The 15,445-nt window shown below is 61.6% G+C and carries 15 protein-coding genes and 1 riboswitch; of the genes, 9 read left to right on the top strand and 6 right to left on the bottom strand.

Going from position 1 to position 15,445, the window contains the following annotated elements:
- Complete coding sequence (locus VC352_RS18545) at window positions 1–279, top strand: hypothetical protein (protein ID WP_322980991.1); 279 nt, start codon at window positions 1–3, stop codon at window positions 277–279.
- Window positions 280–339: 60 nt separating this feature from the next.
- Here the strand turns inward: VC352_RS18545 and VC352_RS18540 are convergent, their stop codons facing one another.
- On the bottom strand, window positions 340–1,503 hold the full coding sequence (locus VC352_RS18540) for a 1-acyl-sn-glycerol-3-phosphate acyltransferase (RefSeq protein ID WP_416340205.1): 1,164 nt from the start codon (window positions 1,501–1,503) through the stop codon (window positions 340–342).
- 101 nt (window positions 1,504–1,604) lie between these two features.
- Between VC352_RS18540 and VC352_RS18535 the strand changes: the two genes are divergently transcribed.
- From VC352_RS18535 to VC352_RS18525, 3 genes are read left to right on the top strand one after another with little or no spacing between them, the layout of a single operon-like run.
- Window positions 1,605–1,787: a CPXCG motif-containing cysteine-rich protein gene (locus VC352_RS18535; protein ID WP_322980989.1), complete on the top strand. Its 183-nt coding sequence runs from the start codon at window positions 1,605–1,607 to the stop codon at window positions 1,785–1,787.
- On the top strand, window positions 1,787–2,047 hold the full coding sequence (locus VC352_RS18530; RefSeq protein ID WP_322980988.1) for a putative signal transducing protein: 261 nt from the start codon (window positions 1,787–1,789) through the stop codon (window positions 2,045–2,047). Before VC352_RS18535 ends, VC352_RS18530 begins: the two co-directional genes overlap by 1 nt.
- Before the next feature lie 27 nt (window positions 2,048–2,074).
- Window positions 2,075–2,692: an SOS response-associated peptidase gene (locus VC352_RS18525; RefSeq protein ID WP_322980987.1), complete on the top strand. Its 618-nt coding sequence runs from the start codon at window positions 2,075–2,077 to the stop codon at window positions 2,690–2,692.
- A 53-nt stretch (window positions 2,693–2,745) separates the two neighbouring features.
- Here the strand turns inward: VC352_RS18525 and VC352_RS18520 are convergent, their stop codons facing one another.
- Complete coding sequence (locus tag VC352_RS18520) at window positions 2,746–4,896, bottom strand: methyl-accepting chemotaxis protein (protein WP_322980986.1); 2,151 nt, start codon at window positions 4,894–4,896, stop codon at window positions 2,746–2,748.
- A gap of 201 nt (window positions 4,897–5,097) precedes the next feature.
- On the opposite strand from VC352_RS18520, the gene VC352_RS18515 reads away from it, so the two are divergent.
- Complete coding sequence (locus tag VC352_RS18515) at window positions 5,098–5,919, top strand: M48 family metallopeptidase (RefSeq protein WP_322980985.1); 822 nt, start codon at window positions 5,098–5,100, stop codon at window positions 5,917–5,919.
- A 17-nt stretch (window positions 5,920–5,936) separates the two neighbouring features.
- On the opposite strand, the gene VC352_RS18510 is transcribed toward VC352_RS18515, so the two are convergent.
- From VC352_RS18510 to VC352_RS18495, 4 genes are all read right to left on the bottom strand, one after another.
- The gene (locus tag VC352_RS18510) at window positions 5,937–6,380 is read right to left on the bottom strand and encodes a ketosteroid isomerase-related protein (RefSeq protein WP_322980984.1); all 444 of its coding nucleotides are present in this window, start codon (window positions 6,378–6,380) and stop codon (window positions 5,937–5,939) included.
- 110 nt (window positions 6,381–6,490) lie between these two features.
- Window positions 6,491–7,072: a TMEM165/GDT1 family protein gene (locus VC352_RS18505; RefSeq protein WP_322981015.1), complete on the bottom strand. Its 582-nt coding sequence runs from the start codon at window positions 7,070–7,072 to the stop codon at window positions 6,491–6,493.
- A 26-nt stretch (window positions 7,073–7,098) separates the two neighbouring features.
- A riboswitch (yybP-ykoY riboswitch) is annotated at window positions 7,099–7,285 on the bottom strand.
- A gap of 36 nt (window positions 7,286–7,321) precedes the next feature.
- Entirely contained in the window at window positions 7,322–8,317 is a 996-nt protein-coding gene (locus VC352_RS18500; protein ID WP_322980983.1) for a class I SAM-dependent methyltransferase, read from the bottom strand.
- 77 nt (window positions 8,318–8,394) lie between these two features.
- The gene (locus VC352_RS18495) at window positions 8,395–9,360 is read right to left on the bottom strand and encodes a 2-hydroxyacid dehydrogenase (protein WP_322980982.1); all 966 of its coding nucleotides are present in this window, start codon (window positions 9,358–9,360) and stop codon (window positions 8,395–8,397) included.
- 79 nt (window positions 9,361–9,439) lie between these two features.
- Between VC352_RS18495 and VC352_RS18490 the strand changes: the two genes are divergently transcribed.
- The 4 genes from VC352_RS18490 (at window position 9,440) to VC352_RS18475 (ending at window position 15,384) form a co-directional block, all read left to right on the top strand.
- Window positions 9,440–10,069 carry a LysE family translocator gene (locus tag VC352_RS18490; RefSeq protein ID WP_322980981.1) on the top strand — a complete coding sequence of 210 codons (630 nt, stop codon included), beginning with the start codon at window positions 9,440–9,442 and terminating at the stop codon, window positions 10,067–10,069.
- A 162-nt stretch (window positions 10,070–10,231) separates the two neighbouring features.
- A complete protein-coding gene (locus VC352_RS18485; protein ID WP_322980980.1) occupies window positions 10,232–11,914 on the top strand; it encodes a fatty acid--CoA ligase in 1,683 nt (560 codons plus the stop codon).
- Between the two features lie 217 nt (window positions 11,915–12,131).
- Complete coding sequence (locus VC352_RS18480) at window positions 12,132–13,985, top strand: DUF1302 domain-containing protein (RefSeq protein ID WP_322980979.1); 1,854 nt, start codon at window positions 12,132–12,134, stop codon at window positions 13,983–13,985.
- 31 nt (window positions 13,986–14,016) lie between these two features.
- Window positions 14,017–15,384 (top strand): DUF1329 domain-containing protein, encoded by a 1,368-nt coding sequence (locus VC352_RS18475; RefSeq protein WP_322980978.1) that lies wholly within the window; start codon window positions 14,017–14,019, stop codon window positions 15,382–15,384.
- Window positions 15,385–15,445: the final 61 nt, after the last annotated feature.

The following is a 15,445-nucleotide window of genomic DNA, read 5'->3' as shown; positions in this document are numbered from 1 at the left end:
ATGTCCCTGCAAGCATTCTGGGCATTGTTGCTCGCGTATCCCGCCATGGCGCTCAACGGTCTGGCGCTGTTCTTCGCGCTGGCCGGGGGCTGGCTTTGGGTGATGACGCGCTTGCGCGAGCAGCGTGGCCTTGCCCGCCTGCTGTCCGAAAGTGATTGCCAGCAGGTGAGTGGCCTGTTTTCGACGCGCACGTTGCGCTTGAACCGCTTCTTCTACCGGTTCGGTGGGTTATGTCTGGGTGGTGCGCTGCTGCTTTCGTGGTTCAGTACGCGCCTGTGATGCGATCCGTAGAATGAAAAACGGCAGCCATCGGGCTGCCGTTTTCGTTTGCGCCAACCGTCAGAGCGGCAGGCCGGCCTTGATCCGATACTGGTTACGCACCGGGTTGGCGTATTGCAGGATCAGGTAAGGCTTTTCCTCGTCGCTGCACGCAGCCAGGCGCGTGCGCCATTCGGCTTCGGCCTTGGCCAGTTCGTCGGCGGCGAAGATTTCGCTGGCAGCCGGCACCGGCAGCTCCGGCTCACGATCCTGCCACATGGCGTAGGCCAGGTAGTGCGCCGGGAATAGACGGTAATGGCCGAGAATCTGCCGATCCATTTCCTGAGCGAGCTGCTTGGTGTCTTCGCGCCCGGCGACCGGTGCGCCGAAGTGCAGGTGCACGCGGCCCTTGTAGCCGGTGATGCCGAGGGCAATGCTGGCATCGTCCTCGCCAGGTGCCTTGGTGTAGCTGCCGGTGGCCGCGCGAATACTCAGCTCACGCGCCTTGGCCTGGTCGCAGGGGTCGTATTCGTAGCTGATCGACACCGGAATCAGGTTGAGCGAGTCGATCACCTCGGCGAACGCTTCGTCCTTGCGGCTCATGTGGAACATCTTGAGGATGGCCGAGTCGGTGCGATCATCGCCGTCCTTGGCCCGGCCTTCCGCCTGGGCAATCCAGATCGATTCGCCGTCTTCGCGGATCGAGTGGTTGATGTAGGCCGACAGCAATTGATACGCCGCCAGTTTCTCGCGCCGACCGCTGATCGAACGGTGCACGATGAAGCTCTTGTTCAGGCGCATCAGGTCGCTGACGAACGGGCGCTGCAGCAGGTTGTCACCGATGGCGATGCGGGGGGTCTGCAGGCCGGCATGGTAGACGGCGTAGTTGACGAAGGCCGGATCCATGACGATATCGCGGTGGTTGGCCAGGTACAGATAGGGTTTGCCTGTCTGCAGGCTTTCCAGCCCCGAGTATGTAATGCCATCGGTGGCCTGTTCGATGCTGCGGTCGACATAGGGCTCGATCTTGTCCTGCAGTTTGGCAACCGAGTCGATCCCGGCGAACTCGCTGCGCAGGCGTGCCGCGATCAGCGGCTTGAGCAGCCAGCCGAACGGCCCGGCCAGGCGCGGGAAGCGGAAGCGGGTGAGGGTGCCGAGAAACGCCGGGTCAGCGAGCAATCGCGCCAGTACAGGGCGCACTTCGTCGTCGGAATAGGGTCGGATGGCATCGAATGCGCCCATCATGCTCTCTTGATCTAGAACGGCTAAGGTTAAAAGTGGCGAGCCTGCCAGGCAGGATCAGCAATAGACCAGCGATTATACCGCCAAGTCACAAGGAGACCGCGATGCTGGAAACCGAGGCCTATGCCTGCCCTTACTGTGGTGAATGGGTCGAGACCGTGCTCGACCTCTCCGCTGGTGATCAGGCCTATATCGAAGACTGCCCGGTGTGCTGCCGGCCCATCGAGTTCGAACTGCAGACCGATGGGGAGCGTTGGCAGCTCGACGTGCGTGCGGAGAACGACTGATGCAGCGAATCTACGAGCCGGAAAACCTGCTGGAAGGGCAAATGCTGGTGGACATGCTCGCCAGTGAAGGCGTGGTTGCGCATCTGCTCGGCCAGCATCTGGTCGGTGCCGTCGGGGAATTGCCGGCCTGTGGTCTGTTGGGGCTCGTGGTGGGGGATGCGGATGCCGAGCGGGCACGCCTGTTGATCGCCGAGTACAATGCCGCGCAACCTGTATCCGGTGACGAGCCGGAGTCCTTCCAGGGTGTGTTGCTCTGCTGACGCGCCCCCTGCCTGTCGAGTCGTTTCATGTGTGGACGTTACGCCCTGTTCCGTTGGTCGCCTGCTTTCGCGGCGCAGCCCGGTTTTCCCGATGATCAGCAGCCGCACTGGAACCTGGCGCCTGGCAGCCAGGTACTGATGGTGCGTGGTGGCGAGAAGGGGGCGGAGTTGGCGCGCGGACGCTGGGGGCTGACGCCGGCCTGGTTGCAGGATCTGTCGAAGAGCCCGGCCCATGCCCGTGCCGAGAGCCTGGCCGAACAGCCCATGTTCCGTGAAAGCTTTCGCGAGCGTCGCTGCCTGATCCCGGCCAATGGCTTCTATGAATGGCGTGGGGCAGGGCGCAAGCGCCCGTACTGGATCACTGGTGAGGCGTCGATCCTCTATTTCGCCGGACTCTGGGAGCGTTATCCGGTCAGCGGGCACGAATACCTGAGTGTGGCGCTGATTACCCGTGCGGCCGCTTCGCAGCGCCGTCCGCTGATTCTCAACGAGGACGAACAGGCGCTGTGGTTAAACCCAGATGCCTCGCCGCAGGCGCTGCAGGCTCTGTTGAATGCACCTCAGGCGGCGTTGCGCGAACGTGCTCTGGCGACTTTGGTCAACGACCCCAAGCTGGATGCGCCGGAGTGTCTGACGCCTGCCTGAATGCCGCCTGACTCAATGGCGAGGAGCCGGCGCCACGGGCTCCTGCCTGATGTTCACACCTTGAACTGATTGATCAGGCGTCGCTGCTGCTCGGCCAGTTGGGTCAGCTCGGCGCTGGCCTGGCTGGCCTCATCGGCGCCGCCGGCCACTTCGTTGGCGACCTGACCGATGTTGGTGACGTTGCGGTTGATGTCCTCGGCGACGGCGCTTTGCTCCTCTGCGGCGCTGGCGATCTGCGTGTTCATATCGTTGATCACCGAGACGGCCTGAGTGATCGCGTCCAGCGAGCTGGCGGCTTCACCGGCATGTCGCACGCTGTCGTCGGTCTTGCTCTGGCTCTGCTCCATTACCTTGACCACGTCCCGCGTGCCCTGCTGCAGCTGCTGGATCATGCTCTGGATTTCTTCGGTGGCCTGCTGGGTCTTCTGTGCCAGGTTGCGCACTTCATCGGCGACCACGGCAAAGCCTCGGCCTTGTTCGCCCGCGCGGGCGGCTTCGATCGCGGCATTCAGGGCCAGCAGGTTGGTCTGCTCGGCGATGCCGCGGATGGCGACGAGAATGGCGTTGATGTTCTCGCTGTCCTTGGCCAGGTTCTGCACCACCCCGACGGCGCGGCCGATCTCACTGGCCAGGGCGGCGATGGCGGTGGAGGTTTGCTGCACCACCTGCTTGCCCTGATTGGCGGCCTGGTCGGCGTGATTGGCTGCTTCGGCCGCCTGGGTGGCGTTGCGCGCCACATCCTGGGCGGTAGCGGTCATTTCATGGACTGCTGTGGCCACCAGTTCGATTTCCGCCAGTTGCTTCTGAATGCCCTGGTTGGTGCGGATGGCGATATCGGCGGTGTGCTCGGACGAGTCGCTGACCTTCTGTACCGACACCACGACCTGGCCGATCATGCTCTGCAGCTTGCTCAGGAAGGCGTTGAAACCTTGTGCGATCTGCCCAAGCTCGTCGGCGCGATCGACCTTCAGGCGCACGGTGAGGTCGCCTTCGCCCTTGGCGATGTCGTCCAGCATGTTCACCATCTGCCGCAGCGGTCGGGCGATGCCCAGTGCCACCAGCCAGATGACCAGCAGGCCCATCGCCGCGATCAGCAGGCCGACCAGGGTCATACCGAAGGTGTCGGCGTCGCGTTGTTGGGCCAGTTCGCCTTGCATCTTGTTGAGATCCGCCATCACCACCTGCACCGGGAGCGACAGCATCAGCACCCAGCGTGCATCGCTCTGGCCGATGGCAAAACTCAGGAACAGTTCGATATGGCTGTGCTCGGGATCATCCGGGTTGTCGATGGAGTAGATCGGCTGGCCCGGTTGCAGCTTGCCTAGGTTGCCCTGTTCGTTGGCATCGAGCAGGACGGTGGCCGGCTCGCCGAGTTTGTCCGGAGCACGGGTGGAGGCGATCAGGCGGCCGTTGCCGGCGATCAAGGCCAGTTCGCCGGCGCCGTCGTAGAGCTGCGCGTCGGCTTGCTTGAGTAGATCCTGGATGAAATTGACGGCCAGGTCGGCACCGGCGATGCCGCGGAACTCGCCGTTGACCAGAATCGGCGAGGTGAACGAGGCGAGCATGGTCATCTTGCCGCCGACGTCATAGGGCGCCGGATCGATGACGCAGGGGCGTTTGCGCTCCTTGGCGCACAGGTAGTACTCACCGGCACGTACGCCGGTGGGCAGGAGTTCCTCGCTTTCCATCGAACCGATGGCATCGATGCCCAGGCTGCCGTCGGCATTGCGGAACCACCAGGGCAGGAAGCGCCCGGTGCCGTCATAACCGTCCCCCTTCTTGCCGGCATACAGGTCGTCACTGGCATCGAAGGCGTTGGGTTCCCAGCCGATGTAACTGCCCAGCAGTTTGGGGTTTTGTGCTGTGGTCTCGTGCACCAGGCTGGCGAGTTCCTCACGGCTGATGCTCAGTTGGGGGCTGCCATTGCTGTCGGTCATGCCGAGCATGGCGTTGAGGCGTGCGAGGTCGGCAGTGATTTGCAGCGGCACATCCAGCTCACGCTGGATCATGCTGGCCTGCCCCTGAACCAGGGTAGTCAGGCGCTGCTCGATGGCTTGTTCGAGTAGCGCGTGCGTGCGTTTTTCCACCATTGCCTGGCTACGGCTGCTGGCGAAAAGGGCGTAGAGCACCAGGGCGGCTACTACGGCCAACACGCTGGCGCCTGCGAGTAGGGCGACAGAGAACTTGATCGACTTGAACTTCATTGCAGCTCCGGACGCAGATAGGTCTCACCACTGAATCGGCTGCGGGGGAAAAATCCTGAGCCGCAACCCTTCTTTAGCACCCGCTTTCTTACATTCGCTATCGCTCAGCAAAGATGGCCCGCCGCCATTGCGCAAGTCGCCAGGTTGCTCGCCTGGTGACTGCGTCCTAGCATACGGACTCGTTTTCTCGGAGAGTCGTGGATGAACAAGTCACTTACCCTGAGTGGGCTGGCGGCAGCATTGCTGCTGGCCGGCTGCCAGGCGGTCAACACCACCAGCGGTGGCGCCGTTGGCGTGGAGCGCAAGCAGTACATGTTCAGCATGTTGTCAGCCGATCAGGTCAACCAGATGTACGCCCAGTCTTACCAGCAGACGCTTAGCGAGGCGTCGAGCAAAGGCGTTCTGGACAAGACCAGCGCCAATGCCAAGCGAGTGCAGGCTGTGGCCAATCGACTGATCCCGCAGGCGCCGCGCTTTCGGCCGGATGCGGCCAACTGGAACTGGGAGGTCAATCTGATCAAGAGCCCCGAGCTCAACGCCAACTGCGGGCCGGGCGGCAAGATCATCTTCTATTCCGGCATCATCGAGCAGCTCAAGCTGAGCGATGACGAGATCGCCGCGATCATGGGCCACGAGATGGCTCACGCATTGCGCGAGCATAGCCGCGAGGCCATGTCCAAGGCTTATGGTATCGAGATGGCCAAGCAGGGCGCGGGGGCCTTGTTGGGCTTGGGGCAGGACAGCCTGGCACTTGCCGATACCGTGGTCGAATACAGCCTGACGCTGCCCAACAGCCGGGGCAACGAGAACGAGGCTGATCTGATCGGGCTCGAACTGGCCGCGCGTGCGGGCTACGACCCGAACGCGGCGATCTCGCTGTGGAAGAAGATGGAGGCCGCCGGTGGCAATGCGCCGCCCGAGTTCATGAGCACCCACCCGTCGTCCAGCAGCCGCATTGCCTCTCTACAGGCGGCGATTCCCAAGGTGATGCCGCTCTATCAGCAGGCCAAGGCAGGTCAGTAACAGGGCAAGGCGCTGCCTCAGGGGAGCGCCTTGTCGGCAAAGGGGCGGGTTTCCAGACCCAACTGCGCGCGGAAGCTTTCCATGTCGAACATGGTGCAGATTTCCTGGATTTCGTCGCTGTGATTCAGAGTCCAGAACGCCATGGCTGAAATACTCAGTACCCGGTCGCTGGCCGGATAGCCAAAGGCCGGGCGCTCGATCGTGCCGATCATGGTGCTCCAGGTGAACACCTTGTTGCCTTCGGCAATGCATTCCTCGAGCACCACCTGAATGTCCGGCATGGCTTGGCGGACTTCCTCCACCAGATGCGCGAAGCCTGCGCTGTCGAGTGCGGCGCCGGTGAAAGAGCTTTTATAGAGGAAGTCGCTGCTGTGCAGTTGCTCGGCGAGGGCCAGTCGGCCTCGATTCCAGGACAGGTCGATATGCTGGCGCACCACCTTCTTGTGTTCTTCCAATGACATGCCTTCCTCCCGAGACGTGCGTGGCAGCACTGTGATGTGCTGCGCACTCTAAGTGCCCGGGAGGTGGCAGAAATTGGCCGAAATGACGTGCAGGTGGCGTCAGTGAATCGTCAGATGAGCCCGCTGAGTTTCAAGGCCTGATAGCCCGCATACACCGCCAGCACGGCAAACGCGCAGGCAGCGAGGCGGCGGATCAGTGCCAGCGGCAGGCGGTCGGCTGCGAAGTTGCCCGCCAGCACGACCGGCACGTTAGCCAGCAGCATACCCAGCGTGGTGCCCATGACGACCAGAACGAAATGCGGGTACTGAGCGGCCAGCATCACTGTGGCGACCTGGGTCTTGTCGCCCATTTCGGCAAGGAAGAAGGCGATCAGGGTGGTGAGGAATGGGCCGTATTTTTTCAGACCCGACTCTTCATCTTCGTCCAGTTTGTCCGGAATCAGCGTCCAGATGGCCACGGCGACGAAGCTGGCCGTGAGAATCCAGCTCAGGGTGGCGGGCGAGAAGAAGCCGGCAACCCAGTTGCCCACGGCGCCTGCTGCGAAGTGGTTGGCCAGGGTGGCGGCAACGATGCCCCAGATGATCGGCCAGGGGCGGCGGAAGCGGGCGGCCAGCAGCAAGGCGAGCAGTTGCGTCTTGTCGCCAATCTCGGCGAGGGCAACGATGAAGGTGGGGACGAACAGGGATTCCAGCATCAGGTTTCCTAAAGGGGCGGGTCGACACGGCGTATGACACGAACGACCTTCCCGCCCCGGGTGAGGTTGTGCGTGTCATAGGTCTTGTCAAACCGCGGGCCTCTCTAAGAAGGCCTTGGGTCGCATGCGCCATGCTCTGTGGAGCAAGTGTGTTGACGCATGCCGGGCGAGCAGGGCGCTCGCGGGAGACTACTCCCCTAGGACGGGCGCAATTGTGCCCAAGCGCCTGCTCAGGAGCAAGCCCATTCAGCCGCGTGCGCTGTAGATGCGGAAACCGTCGGCCTCGGCAAGGGTGTGGCAGGGGCCGAGATGACGCGCGATCAGCGGGGGATACTTGAGAAAACTATTGGCCACCAGGCGCAGCTCTCCACCTTTGAGCAGATGGCGTTTGGCCTGGGTCAGCAGGTTCTCGCTGGCCTGGTAGTCGGTGTGTACGCCTTGATGGAAAGGCGGATTGCTGACGATGGCGCTCAGCCCCTCGGGAGCCGACTCGATGCCGGTACCGGCGATGACGTTGGCCTCAAGGCCGTTGCGGGCCAGAGTCAGGCGACTGCTTTCCAGGGCGAAGGCGTCGACGTCCAGCAGGCTCAGTTCGCTGCTCGGGTAGCGTCGTTTGAGTGCGGCGCCGAGTACGCCAGCGCCGCAGCCGAAATCGAGCAGATGACCGCTTGGCAGGCCGTCCAGGTGTTCCAGCAGCAGCGCACTGCCGCGATCCAGGCGGCCATGGGCGAATACGCCGGGCAGAGTGACGATCTCCAGCGCGCCATCGCTGAGCGGCAAGGAATAGTGTTGTGCCAGTGCGTGCAGGTCGGGATGCTCAGGAACCTGCTCCACTTCTACGCCCCACAGCTGGCAGTGGCGGGCGCTATCCAGCTTGCGGGGGCGGCCGAAAGCCTCGAGTTGCTTCGCCGCACGCTCGATGCCTGCGCGTTTTTCCCCGACCAGGTACAGCGGCTTGCCAGCCAGGCGTGAGGCCAGGGCCTGTAACAGGTAGTCGCTCAGCTCGCGCGATTTCGGCAGGAACAGCACCGCCGCGCGATAGTCACCGGCCGGCATCTGCGTGTCGAAGTGGCTGCGACCGGGGAAGCGTGTCGCGAGCAGTGCCTGATCACCGGCATGCCAGTTCCAGCCCTGGGCATGTGGCAATACGCCGAGCAGATCGTCTGCCGGCAAGCCTGCCAGCAGCAGTTCGCCGTCGAACAATTCGGCCTGGCGCAGCAGTACTTCGCTTCGCGGATCCATGAGGTGTCCTGTGCATCGGTTTACGGGAAGAAGCATGCAGCAGGCGCTATCACGCCTGCTGAAAAGGGGCGCGCAGCTTACCCGACGACCCGCACTGGCGAACAGGCAAAGAAGCCCGCGGCATTGGCCACGACCTGCCCCACGATGCGTTGCCGGGCCTCTTGACTGCCCCAGGCGCTGTGCGGCGTGACGATCAGACGTGGGATGTCGTTCGCCAGCAGCGGGTTGCCATCTTTTGGCGGCTCCTGCAGCAGCACGTCTGTGGCGGCGCCGCCCAGATGACCACGGCGCAGCGCGTCGGCCAGCGCCTGCTCATCGACCAGCCCACCGCGAGCGGTGTTGATCAGGAAGGCGCGCGGTTTCATCAGCGCCAGCTCGCTGGCGCTGATCAGGTTGCGGGTCTGTTCGTTGAGCGGGCAGTGCAGGGTCAGTGCATCCACCTGTGGCAGCAGTTCGTGCAGTGGCAGGCGATCCGCGCGCGCCGGGCGACCGGGCAACTGCCCGAGCAATACACGCATACCGAAGGCTTCGGCCAGGCGGGCGACGGCACTGCCCAATTCGCCGTGGCCGAGCATGCCGAGCGTTTTGCCTTCCAGCTCGACGATGGGGTGATCGAGCAGGCAGAACTGGCTGGCCTGCTGCCAGCGCCCGGCGGCAATATCGTGTTGGTAGTCGGGCAGGCGCGTGGCCAGCGCCAGCAGCAGCATCAGGGTGTGCTGCGCCACGGACGGGGTTCCGTAGCCCTGGCAGTTGCATACGGTCACGCCATGTTCGCGAGCAGCGCTCAGGTCGATGTTGTTGGTGCCGGTGGCGGTTACCAATACCAGCTTCAGTTCCGGGCAGGCGGCGAAGGTGGTGGCGTCCAGTGGCACCTTGTTGCTGATGGCGACCTGGGCACCTTGCAGGCGTTCGGCGACCTGATCCGGACGCGTTTGCGCGTGCAGGGTCAGCTCGGCGAAGGCCTGATGCAGCGGTTGCATATCCAGGTCGCCCAGGTCGAGGGAGGCGTGGTCGAGAAAGACGGCGCGTGCGCTGTTGCTCATCAGCTGTACCTTTTCGCAGGTGGGTCGCAGGAGTAGATTGGCGAGCCTACCAGACCTTCCTTGTCGATGCGGAGCCGCCATGTACTGGAGCGAATTTCTCACCGTTGCCCTGATCCATCTGCTGGCGGTGGCCAGCCCAGGGCCGGATTTTGCCATCGTCGTACGGGAAAGCGTCGCTCACGGCCGACGTGCAGGTGTCTTCACCGCGCTGGGCGTCGGTAGCGGAATCCTGGTGCACGTGACCTATTCGTTGCTGGGTATCGGCCTGATCGTGTCGCAGTCCATCGTGCTGTTCAACGCACTGAAATGGCTGGCTGCGGCTTACCTGCTGTACGTCGGCTTCAAGGCCCTCAGGGCGCGCCCGGCCGACCCTTCAGCAGCCGAGTTGGCGCTGACCGACGAGCCCCGCAGTGCCCGCAGCGCCTTCGTCACCGGTTTCATCACCAATGGGCTGAATCCCAAGGCCACGCTGTTCTTCCTCTCCCTGTTCACCGTGGTGATCAATCCGCATACGCCTGTTGCCATTCAGGCGGGGTATGGCCTTTATCTGGCGATGGCCACCGCCATCTGGTTCTGCCTGGTGGCCTGGCTGTTCAGCCAGCAACGCGTGCGCGCCGGTTTCGCTCGGCTGGGCCACTGGTTCGACCGACTCATGGGTGTCGTACTGGTGGGTATCGGTGTGAAGCTGGCATTCACCGAGATGCGCTAGCCGCATCCGAGTCGTCGTGAAATGTCCTGAAAGCAGCAGGCGTGGCCGTTTCCTTCGTTGCGGTCACGCTACAAATCATTCTTTGGGATGATTCTGTCATCCGCTTGCCCCACTAGAGTCGCAGCATTCCCTGATTCCTTTCGTGCATAAGAAGGTGATCCCATGCTGCAGACCCGTCTCATCCCGGCGGCGGCCAACGCCCATGACTTTCCCCTGCTGATCAAGCGCCTGCTGCTTTCCGGCAGCCGCTACGAGAAGACCCGCGAGATCGTCTACCGCGACAAGCTGCGCTACAGCTATGCGACCTTCAATGAGCGGGTGGCGCGGCTGGCCAATGTGCTCAGCGATGCCGGAGTAAAAGCCGGCGATACCGTGGCCGTGATGGACTGGGACAGTCATCGCTATCTCGAGTGCATGTTCGCCATCCCCATGCTCGGCGCGGTGCTGCACACCATCAATATTCGTCTGTCGCCGGATCAGATCCTCTACACCATGAACCATGCCGAGGATCGCTTCGTGCTGGTCAACAGCGAGTTCGTGCCGCTGTATCAGGGGATCGCCGGGCAACTGACCACGGTCGAGAAAACCCTGCTGCTGACCGATGGCGAGGACAAGAGCGCCGAGCTGCCGAATCTCGTCGGTGAGTACGAGAGTCTTCTGGCCGCAGCCAGCCCCAGTTATGCCTTCGCCGATTTCGATGAAAACTCGGTGGCCACGACCTTCTACACCACCGGCACCACGGGCAACCCCAAGGGGGTGTACTTCACGCATCGGCAACTGGTGCTGCACACCCTGTCCATGGCGGCTACGGTGAGTGCGCTCGACAGCATTCGCCTGCTCGGCAATGACGATGTGTACATGCCGATCACGCCGATGTTCCACGTTCACGCCTGGGGTGTGCCTTATGTGGCGACCCTGCTTGGGGTCAAGCAGGTCTACCCGGGCCGCTACGAGCCGGACATGCTCTGCCGCCTGATCAAGGAAGAGAAGGTCAACTTCTCCCACTGCGTGCCCACCATTCTGCAGATGCTGCTCAATGCCCCTGGCGCACAGGGGCATGACTTCGGTGGCATGAAAATGATCATCGGCGGCAGTGCGTTGAATCGTTCTCTCTATGAAACCGCCAAGGCGCGCGGTATCCAGCTCACCGCTGCCTACGGCATGTCCGAGACCTGTCCGCTGATTTCCTGTGGCTACCTCAACGAGGAGTTGCGCGCCGGCAGCGAGGACGAGCGCACCACCTACCGTATCAAGGCTGGGATCCCGGTACCGCTGGTCGAGGCCGCGATCATGGATGGCGACGGCAATTTGCTGCCCGCCGATGGCGAGTCCCAGGGCGAGCTGGTGCTGCGTGCGCCCTGGCTGACCCAGGGCTATTTCCGCGAGCCGGAAAAGAGCGAAGAACTCTGGGCGCATGGCTGGTTGCATACCGGCGATGTCGCCACCCTGGACGGAATGGGGTTCATCGAGATCCGCGACCGCATCAAGGATGTGATCAAGACCGGGGGTGAATGGATTTCTTCACTGGAGCTGGAGGATCTGATCAGTCGTCATCCGGCCGTGCGTGAGGTCGCAGTGGTCGGGGTGCCCGATCCGCAGTGGGGCGAGCGTCCCTTCGCGCTGCTGGTAGCGCGTGACGGCCAAGCGTTGGATGCCAAGGGGCTCAAGGAGCACCTCAAGCCTTTCGTCGAGCAAGGTCACATCAATAAGTGGGCCATTCCCAACCAGATCGCGCTTGTTACTGAAATTCCCAAGACCAGTGTCGGTAAGCTGGACAAGAAGCGCATTCGGCTGGATATCGCCCAGTGGCAGGAGGCGGGGAGCGCCTTCCTCTCCACCTTGTGAGGGGCATTTTGACTGGGTGGCCAGCGTGACCACTCAGTCAAACAAGCGTTTGGCTTGCTAATTGCTGTTTCCCGTCCATGCTTGACTCATCGCAGGTGCTGAGACCTGCGAGCCAGAGTGTCTGAGGGCTGCAAATCACTCTTTCGAGGGATCAAGCGGGATGACCCGCTGGCTATAGTCAAAGCATCCATAACAAAAAACACATGGAGTAGCGTCGATGACAACAAAAACAACACCCTACTGGCGCCTGGCAAAACTGCCGTTGGCCGTCAGTCTCGCTTCTACCCTCGCCGCCCCGGCATTCGGCGTCACGTTCAACATCGGTGAGATCGAAGGGCAGTTCGATTCTTCTCTCTCCGTGGGTGCCAGTTGGTCGACCCAGAGTCCTGACAAGGATCTGATCGGGGTGAACAACGGTGGTCGTGGTCTGTCGCAAACTTCTGACGATGGACACGCCAACTTCAAGCGTGGCGAAACGTTCTCCAAGATCTTCAAGGGTATTCATGACCTCGAGTTGAAGTATGGCGATACCGGTGTTTTTGTTCGTGGTAAATATTGGTATGACTTCGAGCTAAAGGACGAAAGCCGGCAGTTCAAAGACATCAGTGATAGCAATCGTAAAGAAGGCGCGCAGGCCTCCGGTGCAGAACTTCTGGATGCGTTCGTTTACCACAACTACACGATTGCAGATCAGCCTGGCTCCGTCCGTCTGGGCAAACAAGTCGTAAGCTGGGGGGAGAGTACTTTTATCGGTAACTCCATTAACTCCATCAACCCGATTGACGTCTCCGCTTTCCGGCGCCCTGGTGCGGAGGTCAAAGAGGGCTTGATTCCGGTCAACATGTTTTACGTTTCGCAGAGCTTGACGGAAAACCTCTCTGCAGAGGCGTTCTACCAACTTGAGTGGGATCAGACCGTCGTTGATAACTGCGGCACTTTCTTTTCTCAGGCCGATATTGCCGCGGATGGTTGCGATGACAACCTGCGCGTGCTGAATAAACGCTCTACACTTTCCGCCCCAGCTCTAGCTGGGCTTGCTAACTTTGGGGTTGATGTGAACGAGGAGGGCGTGCGTGTTGCCCGTTCTCGTGATCGTGACGCTCGTGACAGCGGTCAGTGGGGAGGTGCTTTCCGATACTTTGCGGAAAGTATTGACACCGAGTTTGGTCTCTATTTCATGAACTACCACAGTCGGGCGCCGATTTTTAGCGCTACAGGTGCTCCTGCATCTCTTTACTCGGCTGTAGCGGCGAGCCCACTGGCTCCTCTTATCATCGCGGGTAACTCGTCCTACTTCATGGAGTACCCCGAGGATATTCGTCTCTATGGCCTGAGTTTCTCTACGACTCTGCCTACCGGTACCGCGTGGAGTGGTGAATTCAGCTATCGCCCGAATGCTCCTGTTCAAATCAACAGTACCGATATTCTCTTCTCGGGCCTCACCCCGCTGCCTGGTCGTGGTGGCGTATCGCTGCTACAGGGCGTTCCTGGCGAAGACCAGCACGGTTATCGACGTAAAGAAATCAGCCAATTCCAGACGACGTTCACCCACTTCTTCGATCAGGTCATGGGCGCGTCGCGTCTGACTCTGGTGGGTGAAGTCGGTGTTGTGCACGTGGGAGGACTGGAGAGCAGTTCCAAGCTTCGCTACGGGCGTGACCCAGTCTATGGCCCTGGGCCTTTGGCTGGAACTACTTGCCAGGCGTTGAATACCAGTACCGTCAATGGCGCAGGCGCTGGTGCGTCGAGAGACAATATTTCCAAGTATTGTGAAGACGACGGCTTCGTTACCAGTACTTCTTGGGGCTACCGCGCCCGTGCGATTTGGGAATACCCCAATGCAATTGCAGGTGTGAATCTGCGTCCCAGCGTTGCGTGGTCGCATGACGTTGACGGTTACGGCCCCAATGGCCTGTTCACCGAAGGGGCCAAGGCTGTCAGCCTCGGTCTGAACGCCGAGTACCAGAACACCTACACCGCCGACCTGTCCTACACCAGCTTCTTCGATGGCAAGTACAACACCTCCGTTGACCGTGACTTCGTTGCGCTCAGCTTCGGCGTGAACTTCTAAGTCGTCAGGAATTCGAGGAATGAGAATGCACATGAAAACAACAAAAACACTGTGGCAAAGCGGGGCCCTGGTACTGTCTCTTCTGGCGACCAGCGTCATGGCAGCGGTTGCGCCGGACGAGGCGGCCAAGCTGGGTCAGACACTGACCCCGCTGGGCGCCGAGATGGCCGGTAATGCCGATGGCTCGATCCCGGCCTGGAATGGTGGCCTGCCGGCCAATGCCGGTACCGTCGACAGCAAGGGTTTCCTGTCCGATCCGTTTGCCAACGAGCAGCCGCTGTTCACCATCACTGCGCAGAACGTCGACCAGTACAAGGACAAGCTGACTCCTGGTCAGATGGCAATGTTCAAGCGCTACCCCGACAGCTACAAGATGCCGGTCTACCCGACCCATCGTTCGGCCAGCGTGCCGGCCGCAGTGGCCGAGGCCGCCAAGAAGAACGCGGTCAACACCAAGCTGGTGGAAGGCGGTAACGGTCTGGAGAATTTCCAGACCGCCAACCCCTTCCCGATTCCGCAGAATGGTCTGGAAGCGATCTGGAACCACATCACCCGTTATCGCGGTGGTAGCGTGAGCCGTCTGGTAACCCAGGCGACGCCGCAAGCCAACGGCTCCTACTCGCTGGTGTACTTCCAGGACGAGTTCACCTTCCGTGATGCTCTGACCGACTACGACCCGAGCAAGGAGAGCAACGTGCTCTTCTACTTCAAGCAGCGTGTGACCGCGCCGTCGCGTCTGGCCGGTAACGTGCTGCTGGTGCACGAAACCCTGAACCAGGTGAAGGAGCCGCGCCTCGCGTGGCTGTACAACGCCGGTCAGCGTCGCGTGCGTCGTGCTCCGCAGGTGTCCTACGATGGTCCGGGTACTGCGGCTGACGGCCTGCGTACCTCCGACAACTTCGACATGTACAACGGTGCGCCGGATCGTTACGACTGGAAGCTCGAAGGCAAGAAGGAGATCTACATCCCTTACAACGCCTACAAGCTCGACTCGCCGAACCTGAAGTACTCCGACATCATCAAGGCCGGCCACATCAACCAGGATCTGACTCGTTACGAGCTGCACCGCGTCTGGCACGTGACCGCAACCCTGAAAGCGGGTGAGCGCCACATCTATGCCAAGCGCGACTTCTACATCGACGAGGACACCTGGCAAGCCGCGCTGATCGACCACTACGACGGCCGTGGCACCCTGTGGCGCGTGGCTGAGGCCCATGCCCAGTACTACTACGACAAGCAGGTGCCCTGGTACACCCTGGAGTCCCTGTATGACCTGCTCTCCGGCCGCTATCTGGCACTGGGCATGAAGAACGAGGAGAAGCAGTCCTACAACTTCAACTACAAGGCTTCCAGCAGCGATTACACCCCGGCGGCGCTGCGCCAGGCGGGCGTTCGCTAACGCCTGATTCGCTGAGCAACACGATAGAGCCGGCCTTGTGCCGGCTTTTTCGTTACCGACT

This window comes from Pseudomonas sp. C11, assembly GCF_034683865.1.
In the GTDB taxonomy this organism is placed as follows: domain Bacteria; phylum Pseudomonadota; class Gammaproteobacteria; order Pseudomonadales; family Pseudomonadaceae; genus Aquipseudomonas.
The sequence above is the reverse complement of the archived record's forward strand: the minus strand, read 5'-3'. Positions and strand labels throughout refer to the sequence as shown.

What these genes read in the sequence shown, in the direction of transcription:
- VC352_RS18480 (WP_322980979.1), top strand. Translation starts at nt 12,132, where the DNA reads ATGACAACAAAAACAACACCCTACTGGCGCCTGGCAAAACTGCCGTTG.
- VC352_RS18495 (WP_322980982.1), bottom strand. Translation starts at nt 9,360, where the DNA reads ATGAGCAACAGCGCACGCGCCGTCTTTCTCGACCACGCCTCCCTCGAC.
- VC352_RS18525 (WP_322980987.1), top strand. Translation starts at nt 2,075, where the DNA reads ATGTGTGGACGTTACGCCCTGTTCCGTTGGTCGCCTGCTTTCGCGGCG.
- VC352_RS18490 (WP_322980981.1), top strand. Translation starts at nt 9,440, where the DNA reads ATGTACTGGAGCGAATTTCTCACCGTTGCCCTGATCCATCTGCTGGCG.
- VC352_RS18475 (WP_322980978.1), top strand. Translation starts at nt 14,017, where the DNA reads ATGAAAACAACAAAAACACTGTGGCAAAGCGGGGCCCTGGTACTGTCT.
- VC352_RS18520 (WP_322980986.1), bottom strand. Translation starts at nt 4,896, where the DNA reads ATGAAGTTCAAGTCGATCAAGTTCTCTGTCGCCCTACTCGCAGGCGCC.
- VC352_RS18515 (WP_322980985.1), top strand. Translation starts at nt 5,098, where the DNA reads ATGAACAAGTCACTTACCCTGAGTGGGCTGGCGGCAGCATTGCTGCTG.
- VC352_RS18530 (WP_322980988.1), top strand. Translation starts at nt 1,787, where the DNA reads ATGCAGCGAATCTACGAGCCGGAAAACCTGCTGGAAGGGCAAATGCTG.
- VC352_RS18510 (WP_322980984.1), bottom strand. Translation starts at nt 6,380, where the DNA reads ATGTCATTGGAAGAACACAAGAAGGTGGTGCGCCAGCATATCGACCTG.
- VC352_RS18535 (WP_322980989.1), top strand. Translation starts at nt 1,605, where the DNA reads ATGCTGGAAACCGAGGCCTATGCCTGCCCTTACTGTGGTGAATGGGTC.
- VC352_RS18500 (WP_322980983.1), bottom strand. Translation starts at nt 8,317, where the DNA reads ATGGATCCGCGAAGCGAAGTACTGCTGCGCCAGGCCGAATTGTTCGAC.
- VC352_RS18485 (WP_322980980.1), top strand. Translation starts at nt 10,232, where the DNA reads ATGCTGCAGACCCGTCTCATCCCGGCGGCGGCCAACGCCCATGACTTT.
- VC352_RS18545 (WP_322980991.1), top strand. Translation starts at nt 1, where the DNA reads ATGTCCCTGCAAGCATTCTGGGCATTGTTGCTCGCGTATCCCGCCATG.
- VC352_RS18540 (WP_416340205.1), bottom strand. Translation starts at nt 1,503, where the DNA reads ATGATGGGCGCATTCGATGCCATCCGACCCTATTCCGACGACGAAGTG.